15 protein-coding genes and 1 pseudogene are annotated in these 19,865 nt (G+C 56.7%); 6 read left to right on the top strand and 10 right to left on the bottom strand.

Going from position 1 to position 19,865, the window contains the following annotated elements:
* The first annotated feature begins 231 nt into the window (after positions 1 to 231).
* On the top strand, positions 232 to 846 hold the full coding sequence (locus tag HX866_RS25035) for a hypothetical protein (protein ID WP_177091366.1): 615 nt from the start codon (positions 232 to 234) through the stop codon (positions 844 to 846).
* Positions 847 to 1,415: 569 nt separating this feature from the next.
* Here HX866_RS25035 and HX866_RS25030 read toward each other — a convergent pair.
* The 10 genes from HX866_RS25030 to HX866_RS24985 form a co-directional block, all read right to left on the bottom strand.
* Entirely contained in the window at positions 1,416 to 2,033 is a 618-nt protein-coding gene (locus HX866_RS25030; protein ID WP_177091368.1) for a hypothetical protein, read from the bottom strand.
* Between the two features lie 55 nt (positions 2,034 to 2,088).
* Positions 2,089 to 3,633 (bottom strand): IS66 family transposase, encoded by a 1,545-nt coding sequence (tnpC, locus tag HX866_RS25025; protein WP_177091370.1) that lies wholly within the window; start codon positions 3,631 to 3,633, stop codon positions 2,089 to 2,091.
* A 61-nt stretch (positions 3,634 to 3,694) separates the two neighbouring features.
* The gene (gene tnpB, locus HX866_RS34450) at positions 3,695 to 4,030 is read right to left on the bottom strand and encodes an IS66 family insertion sequence element accessory protein TnpB (protein WP_177140594.1); all 336 of its coding nucleotides are present in this window, start codon (positions 4,028 to 4,030) and stop codon (positions 3,695 to 3,697) included.
* Positions 4,027 to 4,359: an IS66-like element accessory protein TnpA gene (tnpA, locus tag HX866_RS25015; RefSeq protein WP_177091374.1), complete on the bottom strand. Its 333-nt coding sequence runs from the start codon at positions 4,357 to 4,359 to the stop codon at positions 4,027 to 4,029. The genes tnpB and tnpA overlap by 4 nt, the downstream gene beginning before the upstream one ends.
* 313 nt (positions 4,360 to 4,672) lie before the next feature.
* Positions 4,673 to 5,521, bottom strand: coding sequence for an ABC transporter permease (locus HX866_RS25010; RefSeq protein ID WP_177091376.1), 849 nt, complete (start codon positions 5,519 to 5,521; stop codon positions 4,673 to 4,675).
* A 5-nt stretch (positions 5,522 to 5,526) separates the two neighbouring features.
* Positions 5,527 to 6,801 (bottom strand): ABC transporter permease, encoded by a 1,275-nt coding sequence (locus HX866_RS25005; protein ID WP_177091378.1) that lies wholly within the window; start codon positions 6,799 to 6,801, stop codon positions 5,527 to 5,529.
* Positions 6,802 to 6,837: 36 nt separating this feature from the next.
* On the bottom strand, positions 6,838 to 7,920 hold the full coding sequence (locus HX866_RS25000) for an ABC transporter ATP-binding protein (protein WP_177091380.1): 1,083 nt from the start codon (positions 7,918 to 7,920) through the stop codon (positions 6,838 to 6,840).
* Positions 7,921 to 8,001: 81 nt separating this feature from the next.
* Positions 8,002 to 9,057: an ABC transporter substrate-binding protein gene (locus HX866_RS24995; RefSeq protein WP_177091382.1), complete on the bottom strand. Its 1,056-nt coding sequence runs from the start codon at positions 9,055 to 9,057 to the stop codon at positions 8,002 to 8,004.
* Between the two features lie 253 nt (positions 9,058 to 9,310).
* Positions 9,311 to 10,201 (bottom strand): transcriptional regulator GcvA, encoded by an 891-nt coding sequence (gcvA, locus tag HX866_RS24990; protein ID WP_177091384.1) that lies wholly within the window; start codon positions 10,199 to 10,201, stop codon positions 9,311 to 9,313.
* A 112-nt stretch (positions 10,202 to 10,313) separates the two neighbouring features.
* A complete protein-coding gene (locus tag HX866_RS24985) occupies positions 10,314 to 10,604 on the bottom strand; it encodes a hypothetical protein (RefSeq protein ID WP_177100580.1) in 291 nt (96 codons plus the stop codon).
* Here HX866_RS24985 and HX866_RS24980 point away from each other — a divergent pair.
* From HX866_RS24980 to HX866_RS24960, 5 genes and pseudogenes are all read left to right on the top strand, one after another.
* Positions 10,488 to 12,986 (top strand): CoA transferase, encoded by a 2,499-nt coding sequence (locus tag HX866_RS24980; protein WP_177100635.1) that lies wholly within the window; start codon positions 10,488 to 10,490, stop codon positions 12,984 to 12,986. The two genes, HX866_RS24985 and HX866_RS24980, sit on opposite strands and share 117 nt — an antisense overlap.
* 93 nt (positions 12,987 to 13,079) lie before the next feature.
* Positions 13,080 to 14,237 (top strand): iron-containing alcohol dehydrogenase, encoded by a 1,158-nt coding sequence (locus tag HX866_RS24975; protein WP_177091388.1) that lies wholly within the window; start codon positions 13,080 to 13,082, stop codon positions 14,235 to 14,237.
* A gap of 56 nt (positions 14,238 to 14,293) precedes the next feature.
* Positions 14,294 to 15,790 carry a CoA-acylating methylmalonate-semialdehyde dehydrogenase gene (locus HX866_RS24970; RefSeq protein ID WP_177100639.1) on the top strand — a complete coding sequence of 499 codons (1,497 nt, stop codon included), beginning with the start codon at positions 14,294 to 14,296 and terminating at the stop codon, positions 15,788 to 15,790.
* A 181-nt stretch (positions 15,791 to 15,971) separates the two neighbouring features.
* Positions 15,972 to 17,621 (top strand): BCCT family transporter, encoded by a 1,650-nt coding sequence (locus tag HX866_RS24965; protein WP_177140593.1) that lies wholly within the window; start codon positions 15,972 to 15,974, stop codon positions 17,619 to 17,621.
* A gap of 507 nt (positions 17,622 to 18,128) precedes the next feature.
* Positions 18,129 to 18,982: pseudogene (locus HX866_RS24960) on the top strand (IS5 family transposase).
* Positions 18,983 to 19,865: the final 883 nt, after the last annotated feature.

Raw genomic sequence — 19,865 nt, 5'->3', positions numbered from 1 at the left:
GGCGTACTAATGATTGAATTGAACGAAGTCTCCGCATTCCAACAACAGACGCAGGTGCCCTAGCGGCGGACACACATTATCCATATCTAGAAGCAATAGCAACTGCGGAAGACAGAGGCCAGGTGGCATTAAGGGCACAACAGATGAAAAGAGCTTAATAGTTAGTAGCCATTGCCCTCCAGGCAATTTAGACTCTCCATCTAGTTCAGATGGCTGTGGAGTGGAATGGTTATGAAAATTTTAGAACACGACGATATTTTAGGTGGTGATGTCCTCCTATGTTATGTACCGGAGTACCGTGATAAAGGGGATCTACTTTCTAGCGGCTATGCGCATGCGGCAATTTGCTTAGATGATACTAGTATTTTTGAAGCCTCTACTGCTGGAGTAAAGTTAACGACCGTCAGTTCGCTGCTTGAGGAGTATGCACATGTCGCGGTGCTTCGTCACACAGAGACTTGGAGTCCAGCACGACTTGAAGCGTTAAAGAAATTCGCCAACGCTCAACTTGACAAGAAATTCAATAAGCAGGGCATTAAGAAATACGAAAAAAGGAAAATCCAAAATCATGCTAATGTAATGACCGATATAAGAAAATATTTTGATGGGAAGCTTAAGCCACTGTCAGTAGATAGGGCTGTTTATTTTTGTTCGGAACTCGTTGTTGCCGCATTTATAAGCGTTGGAATCATCGAGGAGTCCGCTGCGATAATTTTTAAACCAGAAATATTTTCTCCGGAAGATATTGCTAAGGACAAGATTTTTGGTTTTTTTATAGGGTATCTTATTTCGTATGAGTCATATGATATTCCAGTTGAAGATTGGTTTAAATATTCTAACTGCTGAATGATTTTTTCACTAAATATATTTAGGTGGTAGGTTTCAGGTTTTTTTTGCATTGATCCTCGGGAGGTCGAGTCTACCACTTAGGTTTAAATACAGAAGTATAGGTGTTTCTGGTTAATTTCTGCCCAAAGAGCGGATATACTAAAGATCTTTCTTCGATCTCTCAACAGGAAGCAAACGAAAACGAAATGAGCGGGTTGGATGCAATCAGTGGCCGATGGGATAGCCAACACTACCCCTGATTGAGCGCGCTCATAACAGTAAGGCTAGCCGTGGAGGAGTAGCTGTTCGAGCAACACCTCTGGTCGATACCGGCACTAAGGGTGACTACCGTTTCACGAGCTATCCTGGTAGCCCGCGTCCACTCCCCAGGGTAATCACTTCAGCTTGCGAACCTCGTCCTAGCTTTAACTGGCTAGTCCATCACTAGCAGATAACGGTAGTGCCCACATAGATTGTCTGCACCGATGTCATCGAGTTACCGCTGCCTCACGGTAAGCGGATGGCGAACACATCTTTACTTCGCCCTCACATCGATCCGCTTCCAACTTCTATAAGGCTCCGTCTCGCTAAGAGGTGTGAGTAGGTCGTGGGAGCGATGCGATCATTTGATCAAAGGCCGCCACCGCATACCTTCCATCAATGCTTTTCAAGGTTGGCATTTCTGAAGGAAAGCCAAATTGCACTCTGCCGGGAAGCACTTCATTCATAGCTGAGTACCAGGTCAGCAGAGCATGTTGGAGGCGCACGTGTAGCTCGAACTTACTCCGGCGACGGGTGGTGTCTGCTTTGGCTCGTTCGCGCGCGAGCTGAGGCTCTATGCAGCCAATAATGTAATAGTCAGCAAAGCCAATACGTCCCTGTGCGATAGTTTCTCTTGTGGCGTCCAACTCTATTCGCCAGTCGTGTTCGCTCGCCTCGCCGATCTGCCAAAGGCTCCAAATGTAGTGGAGCTTGAGAGGGTCACTGTCACACAAAGCCCACGAAGAAATGTCTTCCATGGCCAGCGCCGCTTGCCAGCGATCCACGTTTCGCTCTGCCCAAAAAGCTGCTGCTCCCGCTGGATCCTTTATTCGATCCGGCTCGTTTTCAAAACGGCCGTTTTCAGGAATGACATGTTGCCCTCCATGCTTAGTGCACCAAGTGGTTTTCCCGCTGGCGCTGATACCTTCAACAACCAAAATCATCGTTATGACTACTCCCTTAATTGCGTCATCCTTGTAAGTCTCAAAGCATCGGGGCTTACGTGGTTTCTGCGGCCACCCACTGATGCGGTAGCAGTTGCCCAATCTCACTCGCCCGCTGCGTCGGCAGCCGTGTCAGCACGTCTTTCAGATAGGCATACGGATCATGCCCGTTCATGCGTGCCGACTGGATCAGACTCATGATCGCAGCCGCGCGTTTGCCACTGCGAAGCGATCCGGCAAACAACCAGTTTGAGCGTCCAAGTGCCCACGGCCGGATCTGGTTTTCGACCTGGTTGTTGTCGATGGGCACAGCCCCGTCCTCCAGGTAGCGCGTCAGCGCTACCCAGCGTTTAAGGCTGTAATCCAGGGCTTTGGCCGTTGCTGATCCATTGGGCACAAGATCGCGCTGGGCCAGCATCCAATCATGCAGTGCTTTGATTATTGGTGCAGCCTTTTCCTGGCGTATTCGCCAGCGATCCTCATCGCTCATGTCCCGAGCTTGACGTTCGACTTCGTACAAGCCGCCAATCGAGTACAGCACTTGTTCAGCCAGTTGGCTTTTGTTCGCCACGTGCAGATCGAAGAACTTGCGGCGGGCGTGGGCCATGCAGCCAATTTCGGTGATGCCTTTCTCAAAACCGGCTTTGTAGCCAGCGAAATCGTCGCATACCAACTTGCCGTCCCACTGCCCAAGGAAGTTGCGCGCATGCTCGCCTGCACGGCTGGGACTGAAGTCATAAACCACAGCTTTGAGTGCCGAAAACGGCGTGGTGCAGTAGGCCCAGACGTAAGCGCGATGAGTTTTCTTCTCGCCTGGCGCAAGCATCTGAACCGGAGTCTCATCGGCGTGGATCACGCTCTGGGCCAACACTTGTTCACGCAGCGCATCGACCAGAGGCTGAAGTTGCACACCGGTCTGTCCGACCCATTGCGCCAGTGTCGAGCGGGCAATCGCTAGCCCGGCCCGACCAAAAATATTCTCCTGCCGGTACAGCGGCAAATGGTCGGCGAACTTCGCCACCATCACATGAGCCAACAGGCCTGCGGTCGGGATGCCCTTGTCGATCACTTGGGCCGGTACAGGCGCCTGGATCAGTGTTTCGCACTTGCGGCACGTCCATTTTCCACGCACATGCTGCTCAACGGTGAACACACCCGGGGTGTAATCGAGCTTCTCGCTGACATCCTCACCGATACGCTGAAGCTGACAGCCACAGGCGCACTGGGTGTCTTGCGGTTCGTGATGGATCACTATGCGAGGAAACTGCGACGGCAGTGGGACACGCTTGGGCTTCTGACGTGGCTCGGCCGGTGCGGCTGGCGGAATGGCTGCCTTCAGTTCGGCTTCGATAGCTGCGATATTGGTATCGAGCAGATCGTCGAGCAGACTGCCTTGGTCGGGGCTCAGTTGCTCGCTACGCTTAGCGAACTTGTGTCGCTTGAGGATGGCTCTCTCGTGAGCAAGTTGCTCGTTGACCGTTTCAAGACGTTGGATTTTCTGGCCCATCGTGTCGACCTGGGACAGCAACTGCATAGCTTGTTCGGCTAAGGCGCGAAGCTGCTCCGGTGTCATCTGATCGAGGTTGGGCAAGGAAGTCATGCGGCTGATTGTGCCAGAGCGGGCGATCAGCGGCGATAAACCGATGGGCTAATGGCAGGTGCTAAAGCACTGTGATCGCACCGCCCGCGCCAACTCGTTGCCAAGGCAACCCCAACACCAAGGCCTGAAGTTGCTCGCTGTCGAGTTCGACCTCCGAGCCGTGCCGAATACCTGGCCAGTGAAACTTGCCCTGGTTCAGCCTTCGCGCCGCAAGCCAGATACCCACGCCGTCATGCACCAGAACTTTCATCCGATTGGCGCGGCGATTGGCGAACAGATAAACGCAGTGCGGCTTCGCCGCACCGAAAACGGTAATGACCCGGGCTAACGCCGTTTCGGTGCCGGCGCGCATGTCCATCGGCTCGGTGGCGAGCCAGATCGCGTCGATGCGAATCACCGTAACAGGTCTCGCAGAAAGGTGGCGCAGGCGGCAGCGCTTTCGGTCGGCCAGTTCACCTTGACGGTGCCACGTGGGTTCTGGATTTCAATGCAGATGCTCGATGACGGAGCCTGGGAATGCCCTCCGGCGAGCTGCAAAGGTAGCGGAATGAAAGCAGGTTGCAGCGCCATGACTTTGTTCGTTTGCACTCGAATCCATTTATGGACGAGGTTCGCGTTAAGGCTGTGGTGCTGCGCGACGCTGGCAATCGAAGCGCCGGGCTGGGCGCACTCTTGGACAACCTGGGCCTTGAAGGATTTGGAATAGGAACGGCGTTGTGGCTGCATGGAAAAACCCGCTTAAAAGGCTAGAAATGGTGTCCACTCAAATTAGGTGGACACCATCGCCTTTGGCGTCGGGGTCAGGAAGGTGAGTTGGCCGGACGGTTACAGTCTGTCTACCGCATTGACTGTTTAATGGGTAGTTACTCGCTTGATATTTGTACAACTGAGCTTCGCTGCCCCATCGATCCTTCTCTTAGGACGGGGGCAGCATTTGACTGTAATGGATCTTGCTCCCCTTTCTGTTGTTCGTCGGACACTCTGGTGGCGATGTCCTAGGCGTACGACAGCTCGGCTGGACTTTACAATGGCGCAAGCGTTATTCAATAACACCACGTAGGCGGAGCGATCTACGGCGCATCAGTTCTACGGCAATCAACAATGCGATCGAGCCAACAATCAACAGTGTGGCCGCCGCCAGAATGGTCGGGCTGATCTGCTCCCGCATACCCGACCACATCTGCCGTGGAATGGTCCGTTGTTCCACACCGCCGAGAAACTGCACCAGCACCGCTTCGTCAAACGAGGTGACCATGGCAAACAACGCACCCGAGAGAATGCCCGGACGGATGATCGGCATCGTGATCTGCCAGAAGGTGTAGGACGCCGAAGCTCCCAAGCCCGCCGCCGCACGGGTCAGCGAGTGGTCGAAACTCACTAGCGTCGCGGTCACGGTGATGATCACAAATGGGGTACTCAATACCGCGTGGCCCAGGATGATGCTCACGTAACTCTGGCCCATGCCCAGGCTGCTGTAGAAAAAGTACATGCCGGCCGAGGAGATGATCACCGGCACGATCATCGGCGATATCAGAGTGCCCATAAGTAGGCCCTTGCAGGGAAGGTTCGAGCGCGAAAGCCCAAGCGATGCCAGCGTACCCAGCCCAGTGGCGATTGCGGTCGAACAGATCGCAATGAAGAAGCTGTTTTTGAACGACAGCAACCACAAGGGATCGTCCAGCAGCGAGCGATACCAACGCAGCGAAAACGCCTGTGGGTCGAGGGTCAGCATCCCGTGGGTGAAACTGAAGTACGGCTCTACGTTGAAGGAAAGTGGCACCACCACCAGAACCGGCAGGATAAGGAACAGCAACACCATGACGGCAAAGCTGCGAACACTGAAGAACCAGATGCGCCCGATAGGGCCTGTATAGCTCGGAAGGCTCATGTTGATTACCCCAGTTTCATGTTGCTGATGCCGACAACCCGGTCGTAAATCCAGTACAACACCAGGACGATCAGCAGGAGGATGGAGGCGATGGCGCACGCCAGGCCCCAGTTCAATGAGGTCTGCATGTGGTAGGCAATAAAATTGCTGATGACCTGTCCGGTACGCCCGCCGACCAACGCCGGGGTGATGTAGTAACCGGTGGCCAGAATGAACACCAGAATGCCACCTGCACTGAGGCCGGGCAGTGACAGTGGAAAGTACACCTGCACAAACGTACGGAACGAGCTGGCACCCATGGAGTGAGCGGCTCGAATGTAGGTGTTGTCGATGCTCTTCATCACGCTGTACAGCGGCAGAACCATGAATGGCAACAAGATGTGAGTCATTGCGATCACGGTGCCGGCCAGGTTGTACATGAGCTCCAAGGGCTGGCCGATCAGGCCGAGGCTGCTCAAGGTGCTGTTCAGTACTCCGCTCGATTGCAGAATCACGATCCAGGCGCTGGTGCGCACCAAGAGTGACGTCCAGAACGGCAACAGAACCATGACCATCAGCAGGTTGCTGGTTTTGCTGGACAAGGTCGCGAGCATGTACGCCAGTGGGTAGCCCAGCAGCATGCAAAGCAGGGTGATGCCCAGCGCGACGCCCAGTGTCTTGAGCAGCACGTCGACGTATATACGGCGGCTTTCAGGTTGCCGGGCAATATTGCCTTGATCGTCGTAGCGCAGGTCCAGTGCGGCGAGATAGTGCACGCCCGACCAAGCGGGCGCCATCTTGGCCAACTGCGTCCATGTTCCGAGCTGGCCCCAACGCGGTTCAGCGTCGATCATCGCCTGCTTGAACCCACCCGGCTGCGGATTGCTCACAGTAAGCGTTCTGGCCGTTTTAGCGAGCAGGCTTTTGGCGTCGCTCATGACCCGATTCAGGTCAGCGCCAACGCTGTCCAGCTGTCGTGCCTGTTGCAACCCGATCAGGTCACGGCCGACGGTGGCGAACAGGGCCTCGTCGGGCAGTTCGTGACCGTTCCATTGTTTTAACGCTGCGCTGCTGTGCGGAATTTCGCTGGACAGCGTGGGGTTTTGCACACTGCGCACCAGCATGTTGGCAATGGGGAAAAGAAAAAACACGGCGATAAATGCGAGCAGTGGCAGCACCAGCATCAGGGCCTTGGCTTTGTTGACGCGTTCCGCACGGCCCAGCCTGTATTTCAGGCTGTCCTGTGCCTGGTTTTGTTCTGCGATTTGCAGCGCGGGTGTGACAGTTGAGGAGGTGTTCATATCGAGCTCCGACCACACTAAAAATTTGCTGAGCGCTCAGGCATCGAGCGCACGACAGTCGTCAGCTGACCAACCCACGTTGATGCGGGCGCCAGCGACAGGGGTGGGGTGACCGGCAGCATTGACCATCTTGACGATGAAGGCATCGTTGTCGGCAAGCTTGAGACGGGCGCGCAGGTGATCACCGTGGTAGATGATTTCTTCAATGGATGCGGGCATCTGGTTGTCAAACTCACCAGGCTGCGGCGAGATTTTCACCCGTTCTGGTCGGATCGACAGCGTGGTGGCGTGGCCACCAGCATGAATGTTAACCGCCAGTGCCTTGACCAGATGCTGGCCTACCTGAACCTTGCAGTAACGATCCTGACGCTCGACCACCTGGCCCATCAGGCGGTTGTTCTCGCCGATGAAACTGGCGACGAACGCCGTTGCAGGCTGCTCGTATAGATCGGCGGGATTGGCCAGTTGCTGGACCACGCCATCGTTGAATACGGCGATTCGGTCGGACATCGTCAGGGCTTCGGTCTGGTCGTGGGTGACGTACACCACAGTGATGCCCAACTGCTTGGACAGCCGCTTGATTTCGTACTGCATCTGTTCACGGAGCTGTTTGTCCAGCGCGCCCAGAGGTTCATCCATCAATACCAGGCGCGGTTCAAAGATCAGAGCGCGCGCCAGGGCTACACGTTGTTTCTGACCGCCGGACAGCTGTGCGGGCATGCGCTTGGCGAATTGGCCCAGTGCGACCAGGTCAAGGGAGGTGCGCACACGGGTTTCGATCTCATCGCGTGACAGGTTTCTCACCTTGAGCGGAAACGCCAAGTTTTCTTCGATAGTCATGTGCGGGAATAAAGCGTAGTTCTGGAATACCATGCCAATACCGCGTTTTTGCGGCGCAATGTCATTCACCGATTGGCCGTCTATACAGATCTGGCCGTGGGTGACGGTCTCAAAGCCTGCCAGCATCATCAGGCATGTGGTTTTCCCGGAGCCGGAAGGCCCAAGCATGGTGACGAACTCGCCCTGTTCGATCTCCAGATTGAAATTCTTCACGACCAGATGCTCGCCGTCATACGTCTTCTGCACGTTACGGAAACTGACAAAGGGTTCGATACGCATGATTTTTCTCTTGTTATGAGGCGTCACGGGATACCGAGTGGGGTCAGTCACCCGGCATGTGTGTTCGCAAAACATTGAGACTTAACGCGCTAGCCAGGCGTTGAAGCGCTCGTTCAACTCGTCGGAGTGATCGCCCCACCACACTGAGTCCAGTTGCAAGGCAGTGGCGAAGTTTTCTGGGCTGGTGGGCAGATCAGGGCGGACCTTTGGATCAACCAGTGCCTGTGAGGAGATACGCGTTGGGCCGTAGGCGATGTAGTTGCTTTGATCGGCCAGGACGGAGCTTTGCGTGGCGAACTTCAGAAAGGCCATGGCTTGATCTTTTTTCGGGTTGCCGACGGGCACGGTCCAAGCGTCCATGTCGTAGACCTGACCGTCCCAGACGATTTTGAACGGCTGCTGCTCTTTACGTTGGGCGATCACGATGCGGCCGCTGTAGCCGGAAATCATGCTCACTTCGCCGTCGGCCAACAGCTGCGGGGCCTGGGCGCCAGCTTCCCACCAGATAACGTCCTTCTTGATGGTGTCGAGCTTGGCGAAGGCGCGGTCGACACCGGCTTCAGTGCTCAGGGTGGCGTAGACCTGATCCCGTGGAACGCCATCGGCCATCAATGCCCATTCAAGGTTGACCTGCGGTGCCTTGCGCATGGCGCGCTTGCCAGGAAAGTGCTTGATGTCGAAGAAGTCGGCAAGGGTCTTCGGTTGTTCACCTTTGAACGCTTTGGTGTTGAACGCAACAACGGTCGACCACACATAGTTGGCCACCCCGCAGTCGGTCAGCGCACCGGGCAGGAAGTCCTTTGCGGCGGGTGTGCCATCAGGTGCCGGGGCCAAAGTTGCGGGGTCGATTCGCTCCAGCAGGCCGCTGTTACAGGCGCGAATGACGTTTGGCAATTCGGCGTCGACCACGTCCCAAGTGACGTGTTTGCTGTCGACTTGGGTTTTGATCTGCGCGATGCCGCCCGAGTAATCCTCGGAAATCACATGGGTGCCAGTGGCGGCACTGAAGGGTTTGTGAGCGGCTTGAATCTGAGCGTTGGTCAGGTTGCCGCCATAGGAGACCACCGTGAGACTGTTGTCAGCCATAGCACTGGCGCAGATCAACGTGGAAAGCAAAAGCAAGGGAGTGCCTTTCATGCGTGATACCCGTTTTTTATTGTTGTGGGTAACCGCTACCGGGTTGATTCGCACGCTGTGGCGAGAAGCCCGGGAACGATCAGGGCTTCACTGTCTGCAAAAATGCAGGAGGCGAAAAGCAATAAAAAAATGGCCTAAGGCACGATTTTATTTATGCGTGAGTGCTGGGGGTTATCTCTCGGATCAGAAGCTTTGCAAATCACACGGGTCCACTCATCGCGCCCATGCCGAACATGCGCACGATCAGGTCGCTTCACCTCATGGCCTGAGCCTCTTCGGTCAACCAGGCGGCGAAGGCTGCTGCCTGAGGGTTGACGATCTTGTGGGGCGAATACACCAGATAGAACGCCTCGGAAGTTTCAAATTGGGCAGTCAATGGCGTAATAAGCTGACCGGAAACCAGATATTGTTCGACCAGCGACGAGCGCGCTAATGCCACGCCTTGACCGAGCTCGGCCATTTTCAACGCCGAAATCAGAGTGTCGAATTGCATGCCCTGAGAGTAGTCGAGGTGATCGGCGTTGGCTTTTTTCAGCCAGTATCCCCAACCTTCCTCGTAGCCTAGGACGTGGAGCAGCTCATGGCGGCCCAGGTCAGCGGTGGTATTGAGTGGTTTTTCCGGGGAGGGCAGGCTGGGTGAGCACACTGGAAACAGCTTGTCCCATGTCAGTCGCTCGCTTTTCAGTCCGGGCCATTTACCGCTGCCATAGCGAATCTCCAGATCGGCCTCAAGGTCCGTATCGCCCATCCAGATATTGCTGGTGATCCGCAGGTTGATCTCGGGATGCAGTTGACGAAAGCGCTGAAGTCGCGGCGCCAGCCAATGGGTGAAATACACCAGGCTGAACCTGATCGTCAGCACCTTGCGATGACCCTGACCGAAGATTTCGTCGGTGGCGGCCGCCAGCCTTTCCACCGAGTCGTGCACCGCCGGCAGAAACGCTAGCCCGGGCTCGGTCAACTCAAGTCCCCGAGGCAGCCGCTTGAATAGCGCGGCGCCCAGCTGCGATTCCAATGCTTTGATTTGTTGACTGACAGCCGCCTGGGTCAGGCTCAATTCGAGCGCGGCATCGGTGAAGCTCAGGTGGCGTGCAGCGGACTCAAAGGCACGCAGCCAGTTAAGCGGAGGCAGTCTTTTTTTCATGGTGCTGAACTCGTTGGCGTGAGCGCCTGTTGTTGTAGGTCCACATTGTTGTCGGTGCAGACGCAGCATAAACCCATAAATCCTGGCAGCAATACATAAAAAAAATGACCCCTCAGGGCACTTTTTTATTGCTTTCGCGGGGGGCGGATTTTCTCGACAGTAGCGCCAAGTCGATCTGCAGCAGTGGTGCACCGCAAGGGCTGCGCAACGTTGCCGACGACGACTGAACATCAAGAGATGGCCTGCTTGAAATGGCAAGCGGGTCGATAAAAATAAAAGGTGAATCATGGCAAAGCACAGTCAACTGCCCCTCTGTGGCGTTAATGTCATCGACTTCGGTCAGTACATTGCCGGCCCTGCTGTGGCAATGATTCTGGCGGACCTTGGCGCTACGGTCATTCACATTGACCCACCAAACGGTCCACTTTGGAACAGCCCGGCGAACGCCGTGCTCAATCGCAACAAACTCTGCGTTTCGCTGGACCTGAAATCGGCTGAAGGCTTGGAGCAAGCCCGGCAGATGGTTGCCAACGCCGACATTGTGATCGAAAACTTCCGCCCTGGTGTCATGGCGCGCCTGGGCCTGGACTTCGCCGAACTGCGGGCTGAACGTCCGAGCCTGATCACTCTGTCGATTCCCGGCTTCGCGACCAACGATGAGCTGCGCCGCGAATGGCGCGCTTCCGAGGCGATCATCGCCTCGGCCTCGGGGGTATTCACCGACATGGGCCAGAACCGTGTACTGATGGGCTTCAATCCGAGCTTCTCACCGCTACCACTGGCCTCGGCCTATGGCACCATGCTCGCTGCGTCCTCGGTGATGCTGGCTTTGCAGGCTCGTCAGCGCACCGGCCTGGGCGACGAGATCGAAGTGCCGTTGGCTGCTGCGGTGATGGAGGGCCTGTCCTATAACTCGATCAAGATCGACGGCTACCCGCTGCGCTACAAAACCCTGCGTGAAAAAGAAATCGAGCGGCGTCGCGCACAGAGTCTACCGATGAACCTCAGCTACGAGGATCTGCAGGAATACCTCGACCCCTTCTATCGCACCTACGAATGCGCCGATGGCCGCAAATTCTATGCGGTCTGCCCGTCGCATCGCTCCCACGCCAAGCGTTGCCTGCAAGCCATGGGCTTGTTGGATGAAATGATCGCCGCCGGTTTGCCCAAGGTCGATGACCCGTACTTGCCATTTTCGCAATGGGAGGGCGACGCTTCGCTCGGGGTTTATCCGCTGCCAGCCAGCTGGGCCAAGCGTATTTCCGAGCGCATGAAGCAAGTGTTTCTGACCAAGACTGCCGCGCAATGGGAAGTGATCTTCGGTGAAGGTCAATTCCCCGGCACGCCGCACCGCTCGACCCAAGAGTGGCTGCATGACGAGCATGCCAACACTGCCGGCCTGGTTGTCGAGGTGATCGACCGCGACTACGGCTTGATGAAACAACCCGGCCCCATGGCTTGGTTGGAAGATAGCGCCGCCTTGATGCTCAGTCCCGTCTCGCGGCGCGATGTCAGCGTTGACGAAGCACTGGCCACCCTCAGCGAAACCCCGCGTGACGCGTTGCCGCCAGTGGCTGATTCAGCGCCGAAGGGCTGGCTAGACGGCGTGCGCATTCTCGACCTGACCAACGTGATCGCCGGGCCTCATTCCACCTCGTATCTGGGCCGTTTTGGCGCTGATGTGATCAAGCTCGACCCGACCATACCGAACTACGACCCGTGGAATACCGTGGTCTTTGGCATGTCTTCGGCGCGCGGCAAGCAAAGCATTCTGGTCGACCTCAATCAGGCAGAAGGGCGCGAGGTGTTCGACAAGCTGGTGAAGACTGTTGACGTGATCGTGATGAACGCCCCGGACCGGCAACTCGCCCCACTGGGCCTGGACGAAGCCAGCCTCAAGGTGATCAACCCTGAGGTGATCTTTTGCCAATTGGACTGCTTCGGCGGCCCACGCCGTGGCCCGCGCACCGACTACCTCGGCTACGACGACCTGATCCAGGCCACCACCGGGATCATGCTGCGCTTTGGCGGTGGTATGGAAACCCCTGAAGAGCATGCCCACGTCGGCACCATCGACGTGATGTGCGGCTTTGCAGCTGCATTGGGTGTGGCGGCGGCGCTGTACCAGAAATCCCGCACCGGCCAAGTCAGCCGAGCCCGGACTTCTCTGGCGGCGCTGGGCAACCTGGTGCAGGTGCCGTTCTGCTATGACTACGCAGGGCGCGGCCCCTTCGATGAGCCTTCGGGACGTGATGTGGTGGGTTACCACGAGTTGTCACGCTTCTACCACACCGCTGACGGATGGTTGTACCTCGATGCCGACCTCAATGACCTTGAAAAGCTGGACTCGGTCGACGGTTTGACAGGTGTCGCCCAGGCCCAGGACCGAGCCGCATTCCTGACTCTGGCACTGGCTCAGGAGCCTGGCGAAACTTGGCAGCACCGCCTGCAAGCGGTAAACCTGGCCGCCGCGGTGCCGGACAACATCGACAACCTGCGCCAGCGCTATAGCCGCGAAGCCGATGGCCTGCCTGGCACCAAAAATGGCAGCTACTCGTTCAGCGTCTACGCCAAGCACCCGAGCGGCCATCGCGTCACGCAACTGGACCCGTTCGCGATCCGTCCACGGCACGCGCCGATTCGCGCACTGCCGCCAGCCGAGAAGTTCGGCGCCTCGACCCACGCGGTGATGCGCGACATGGGCTACAGCCAGCATCAGATCGAAGCGTTGCAGGCCCGTCGGGTGATCAACGACAGCTGGAGTCAGGAATACCTGCCGAGCTGACCTGCATCCAAGCAAAGAATCGCGACAAGAACTGAGAACAGGGACGGCCCTTGCCGGGCCGACTCCCGCCTGTAGAAAACTTTTGGAGGCACCATGTCCAACCAGATCGTCCTGCCCCGCATCCTGCAAGTCGGCGCCAAAGCCAGTCAGGCCATTCCGGATGTACTGGCAAGCCTGGGCTGCAGTCGTCCGCTGATCATCACCGACAAAATGATGGTGCAACTGGGTTACGCGAAGAACATCCAGGACGTCCTGGTGGCTAAGGGCATCACCGCCGACGTGTTTGCTGACACCGTACCGGAACCTACCGTGGCTTCGATCCAGGCCGGCGTCGAGCATGCCCGTGGTGGCAGCTACGACAGCATCATCGCCCTGGGCGGCGGAAGTCCGATCGACAGCGCCAAGGCCATCGGTATTCTTGCCAAGTTCGGCGGTGAAATGCGCGATTACAAGTTTCCGCGTCAGGTTTGCGAACAAGGCCTGCCGATTATTGCCGTGCCGACCACGGCCGGCACCGGCTCCGAAGTCACCCGTTTCACCATCATCACCGATGAAACCACCGACGAAAAAATGCTCTGTGTCGGCATCGGCTTCATGCCGGTCGCGGCACTGGTCGATTACACCCTGACCATGAGCCTGCCAGCACGGGTCACCGCCGACACCGGTATCGACGCGCTGACCCACGCCATCGAGGCCTATGTGAGCCTTAAGTCCAACCTGTACAGCGACAGTCAGGCGCTGGCGGCCATGAGCCTGATCGGCCCGAACCTGCGCCGGGTCTACCGCAACGGTCAGGACGTCGAAGCCCGAGAGGCGCTGATGCTCGGTTCGACCCTGGCCGGCGTAGCGTTTTCGGCGGCCTCGGTAGCGCTGGTGCATGGCATGAGCCGGCCGATCGGTGCGTTCTTCCACGTACCCCATGGACTCTCCAACGCCATGCTGCTGCCGACCATCACTGAGTACTCGATTCCCGGTGCGCCGCGGCGCTATGCCGACTGCGCGCGGGCCATGGGTGTCGCTTCTATTCGTGACTCGGATGAAGAGGCCAACGCCAAGCTGCTGGCTGACCTGCGCTCGCTCAACGATGAGTTGCAGGTGCCCACGCTCGAAGGCTTCGGCGTCAACCGCAACAAATTCTTCGAACTGATGCCGCTGATGGCCAAGCAGGCGCTGGCCTCCGGTTCGCCCGGCAACAACCCACGGGTGCCAACCGCCGACGAGATGGTCGAGCTGTATCGCAACCTCTGGTAAGCCGCCCCGACACCTTCGCGGCGTTGCCGCACACTTCAACAATAAGGAATGCTTATATGAATACCGTAGGTCATCTGATTAACGGCGAGATCGTCATCGGCGAAGGCCGCACCCAGGCTGTGTTCAACCCGGCTACCGGCGAGGCGACGAAACAGGTTGCGCTGGCCTCCAAAGGCACTGTCGAAGAGGCCATCGCGGCTGCCGAAGCGGCTTTCCCTGAGTGGCGCAACACGCCGCCTATCAAGCGTGCGCGGGTGATGTTCCGCTTCAAGGAACTGCTGGAACAGAACGCTGAACGTATCTGCCAGATGATCGGCGAAGAGCACGGCAAGATCCTCCACGACGCAATGGGCGAGCTGCAGCGCGGCATCGAAAACGTAGAATACGCCTGCGGCGTGCCGGAGCTGCTCAAGGGCGAGCACAGCAAGAACGTCGGCCCGAATATCGACTCCTGGAGCGAATTCCAGCCGCTGGGCGTAGTGGCGGGTATCACTCCGTTCAACTTCCCGGCGATGGTTCCTCTGTGGATGTTCCCGATGGCGGTGGCGTGCGGCAACTGCTTCATTCTCAAGCCGTCTGAGCGTGACCCAAGTTCGACCCTGTACATCGCGCAACTGCTGCAGGAAGCCGGTCTGCCGAAGGGCGTGATGAGCGTAGTCAACGGTGATAAAGAAGCCGTCGACACCTTGCTCCACGACCCACGCGTACAGGCGGTGAGCTTCGTCGGTTCGACACCGATCGCCGAATACATCTACCGTACTGCCGCCGCCAACGGTAAACGTTGCCAGGCCTTGGGCGGGGCGAAGAACCACGCCATCGTCATGCCCGATGCGGACATCGACAACGCGGTCAATCAACTGGTCGGTGCAGCGTTTGGTTCATCTGGCGAGCGCTGCATGGCGTTGTCGGTTGCGGTCACTGTCGGTGACGCAACGGCGGATGCTTTGATCTCGAAAATGCGCGAGGCGATGACCAAGCTCAAAGTCGGTCAGTATCAGGACAAGAGCAATGACTTCGGCCCGCTGATCACCCGCGAGCATCAACAGAAGGTCATTGGCTACATCAACAGCGCACAAGAGGAAGGCGCTCAGGTGGTGGTCGACGGTCGCAACATTCAGGTGCCTGCGTGTGAAGGCGGCTTCTTCGTTGGTGGCACTCTGATCGATAACGTCAAGCCGGGCATGCGTTGCTACGAGGAAGAAATCTTCGGCCCGGTGCTGCTGGTGGTCCGTGCGCAGAGCATGCAGGAAGCCATGAAGCTGATCGATGATCACGAGTACGGCAACGGCACCTGCATCTTCACCCGTGATGGTGAAGCCGCACGTTATTTCTCCGACAACATCAAGGTCGGCATGGTCGGCGTCAACGTACCGCTGCCAGTACCAGTGGCCTATCACAGCTTCGGTGGCTGGAAGCGCTCGCTGTTCGGCGACCTGCATGCGTACGGCCCTGATGCAGTGCGCTTTTACAGCAAGCGCAAAACCGTGACCCAGCGCTGGCCGTCGTCGGGCATCCGTGAGGGTGCCGAGTTCTCGATGCCTACCATGAAGTAACACGGTGTCCGCATAACGCTTGGAAAAAGGGCAGTGGAGTCGGGATCTCCGCTGCCCTGATTTTGTTTAAAGACCTTCAATAATCACAATAAAAGGTAGCCCCCCATGCTTGCTCTCACTGTCTGCGCATTGACTGCGCGCACGGCGTCCTGGTGCAGCCACCTCGTCGTCGGAGGTGCCGATGTCGAATGATATTTGCGGTTCGACGCGGGCCGGAAAACCCTACAAAGACGTGACGTTGATCGTCAGCAGTATCGTGATGATCACCCTCGCAGTCGGCAGTCTTACAGCATTCCCCGATCAGTCGAAGGTGTTTGCAGAGGTGGCATTTACCGGCGCTACCCGAATGTTCGGCTCTTGGGTCCAACTGCTCGGGTTCTTCTCGGTAGTGATCACCATTGCCCTCGCGTGCAGCAAATACGGCAATATTCGCCTGGGTGAAGGCCGCCCGCAGTACTCGACCATCGGTTGGGTGTTCATGTTCATCTGCGCCGGGCTGGGATCGGCGACCATGTACTGGGCGTTCATGGAGTGGGGTTATTACTACCTGACGCCCGGACTGGGTATTGCTCCGGCCAGTGCCAAAGCACTGGAATACAGCATCGCCTATTCGTTCTTCCACTGGGGCATCACGCCTTGGGCGATGTACGCCATTGCTTCGTTGGCCATGGCTTACCATTTTCATGTGCGACGCAATAAAGGTCTGAGCCTTGCCAGCGTGGTCGAGGCCATCACCGGTTTGAGCGCCAAAGGACCGGCCGGCCGGATGATCGACCTGATCTTTCTGTTGGCAACCTTTGGCGGCTTGGTACTGACGATCACGCTGACAACCTCCACGGTGTCGCGAGGGCTGTCTGATCTGATTGACGTGCCCGACGGTTTTGCGCTCAAGGCCACCCTGGTCGTATTAGTCACGCTGGTGTTCTCGCTAACCTCTTACGTAGGGATTTCTTCGGGTATGCAGCGCCTGGCCAAGCTGGCGTGCGGCTTGACCCTGCTCTTTGGCTTGATCGTGATTGCCTTGGGGCCTACTCGTTTCATCCTCAATAATATGACCAACGCGTTGGGTCTGACGCTGCAGAATTTCGTCCACATGAGCCTGTTCACTGACCCGGTCGGTGGCGGCGATTTTTCCCGCGACTGGACTGCATTCTATTGGTTGTACTGGACCACCTATACGCCGGGCGTGGCAATCTTTGTGACTCGCGTTTCGCGAGGTCGGACCATTCGCGAAGTGGTGCTGGCGATGGTGCTCGGCGGTTGCGCCGGTTGCTGGTTCTTCTTCGGCAGCCTCGAAAGCTACGCCATTCATCAATTCATGAGTGGTGTGATCGATACGCCGGCAATCCTGAATGGCATCGGTGGCGAGGCAGGTGTTTCAATGCTGTTGACCAGCCTGCCTTTCGGTAAGGTGCTGGCGGTGCTGTATTTCCTGCTGATGTTGGTGTTCCTCGCGTCGCACCTCGATGCCGTATCGTTCACGGTCGCGGCCACTAGCACTCGGAATCTTCGCGAAGGGGCCGATCCATCCCCAGGGCTGCGGGTGTTCTGGTGCGTGATGTTGGCAGCACTGCCAATGGCCATGCTTTACATCGACGCACCTTTGAGCACGCTGAAAACCGCCGTGGTGCTGGCAGCGATCCCATTCATGTTTGTGCTGGTGGTGATGGTCGTCGGCCTTTTCCGATGGTTACGCGAAGATTACGGCTCGATGTGCGCGTATCAGATTGAGGAGCAGTCACGACAAATGGCGCAAGAGGCGAGGCACCTCTTTTCGGTTCCGGTTGTACAACCGACGGTCGAGTCAGCTCAAAAGACTCAAGCGTGGTGAGCGTTTCAAGGGCTTCGTCGTAAGGACGTTGCGTCTCCCATTAAGTTGATGTGTATAGGTATTCGAGGCGTCGAGATGTATCGACGCCACGATCTTTTACTTCGGTCATGACCATTTGGAGCGACTGTCGTTTTCACCGTCCTCATGGTCGTATTCGATCATTCTGCAATCTTACCGGACAGCATAGTTAATGGACTCCTTTGACGAATCTCGCACAGATTGCGCGTTGTAACTTCAAAGGATCGTTGTTCGATGGCGTCGGGACTTTATTGCCAAGCGGCATTAAGGCGACACCTTCATCCACTAACGTTTGGTCAAGATTGACGTTTTCGGGGAGTGCAATATGAAATCTAAAAGTGTGATGGGGGCGACCGCTGCTCTGGTTCTCGCAATGGGGTCGGGCTTTGCTCAGGCTAGGCTTCGTACGAAAACCTTCGTAACCCATTCAAGCCGCACGAAAGCCAGGATCCAGTAAAGTCCGCGACCATCAAAAGGCATGAGCCTCCGATGGCAAAACGGTATGAACTCCCAGACGATTCCTGGGATGTGGTCGCAGATCTTTTCATCGAACCCCTACGCGGTGGCCGGCCCAGAGCCGATGACCGTTTGATGCTCAATGGCATTTTGTGGGTGATGTGCTCAGGAGCTGCATGGCGTGATATGCCCGAGCGCTTTGGGCCTTGGTCAACCGTTTACCAGCGGTTCAGAGATTGGCGAAATCGAGGTACGTTCAGCCAGATGCTCAAACGATTGCACCTCAGGCTCAACGAGCAAGGGCTGATTGATCTGGACACCTGGATGATCGATTCCTCAGCCGTAAAGGCAACCCGAGCCTCTTCAGGCGCCGGAAAAAAAGTGGGCTTGAAGAGCCAGAAGACCACGCGCTAGGTCGAAGTCGCGGTGGTCTTACGACGAAAATTCACATGCTCTGCGATGCCAATGGAGTACCGCTGTGCTTCAAGCTATCGGGCGGACAGGCCAGCGACATTGCCTATGCTCAGCCGTTGCTTGAAGACGCTCATGTCCCTGCCCGTCGGGGCCGTCCTCGCAAGCGTTGCCGGTGGCTGCTGGCCGACAAGGGCTACTATGCAGAACACTTACGGCGTTACTGCGACCGTTATCGAATACAGCCGGTGATCCCTTACCGCACGATGAAACGCAAGCCCAAACCCGGACTGCTCCGTCTGTTCGACAGGCCTAAATACCGCCAGCGAAACGTCATCGAGCGCATGTTCGGCTGGCTGAAAGAGAATCGGCGGATCGGCACCCGCTATGACAAGCTCGCAAAAAGCTTTGAAGCTATGGTCTCACTCGCCTGCGCTATGAGGTGCTTGCGACATTTATTTTCGTACGGAGCCTAGCGGCAGTGATCGCATTTATTAGGGGCTGGCCCGGAAGGCTAATTTGAACATTTATCATGTAAAACCTCGGATATCGAAAGCGCGATAGCTATCATAGCTATAGCGGAAAGCTATTTAATAGCTGTTGTCAATGCTATTAGCTCCTGACCTGGCAGCTCGTTTGCGATGGTTAGGTAGCAGCGGTGTCCAGCCGACCGTTTTCGAAGCTGCCCTTGACCGTGGAGCTGCTATCCCGTCAGGACATCCGGTCATATAGCGTTCACCGAACTGAGGCAAAGATTCAGAGATCCGGCGAAGCAAAAATCGGGTTGCACACCGTTTGCTTGCGGATTAGGATCGCAGCATTCCAAGGTGCAAGTCCGGCAACCCTCTTGAGGCTTGCATGGGCAGATCTTCAGCTGGTCCAGACCATCTAGGCTAGTACTGAATCAACCGGGAACTCAATGCACGTTCCATTGCTGAGTACCGGCTAATGTTCAAACATATCGCCCTCTGTTTACACATCCTGGCAGCATCGCCTTCGCTACGATGGTTTTTACTTCCCTTATCGCTATCGACCCCAATTTTGTCTGTGGCGATGCTCATATGGATTTGCCACGCCATTTAGCGACGCGCATATTTTGGCCGGCATTCATCGTTGGAGTTCATGACTGCTTTTGGCCGATAGCAGCCGGTCACGTAAGGCTGCTATCGGCCAGGAGCTGACCGTTACGTATGTGACTGGGCGGGGGAGAGCTTTGCAGCGCCTGGCGGGCGATTGGTTCCCTGTAGGGCATTTTGTCTTGTCCGGGGAAGCCCGTCAGGCACTCCTCACAATCAACATGCGAAATGACCTTCCAAAAAAACTCATATTTCCCACATGTTTCAGGCATGGGAGAATATT

Origin of the sequence: Pseudomonas gingeri (assembly GCF_013386165.1) — a bacterium.
In the GTDB taxonomy this organism is placed as follows: Bacteria; Pseudomonadota; Gammaproteobacteria; order Pseudomonadales; family Pseudomonadaceae; genus Aquipseudomonas; species Aquipseudomonas gingeri_C.
Note: the sequence above shows the minus strand (reverse complement) of the source record. Positions and strands in the feature narration are given on the sequence as shown.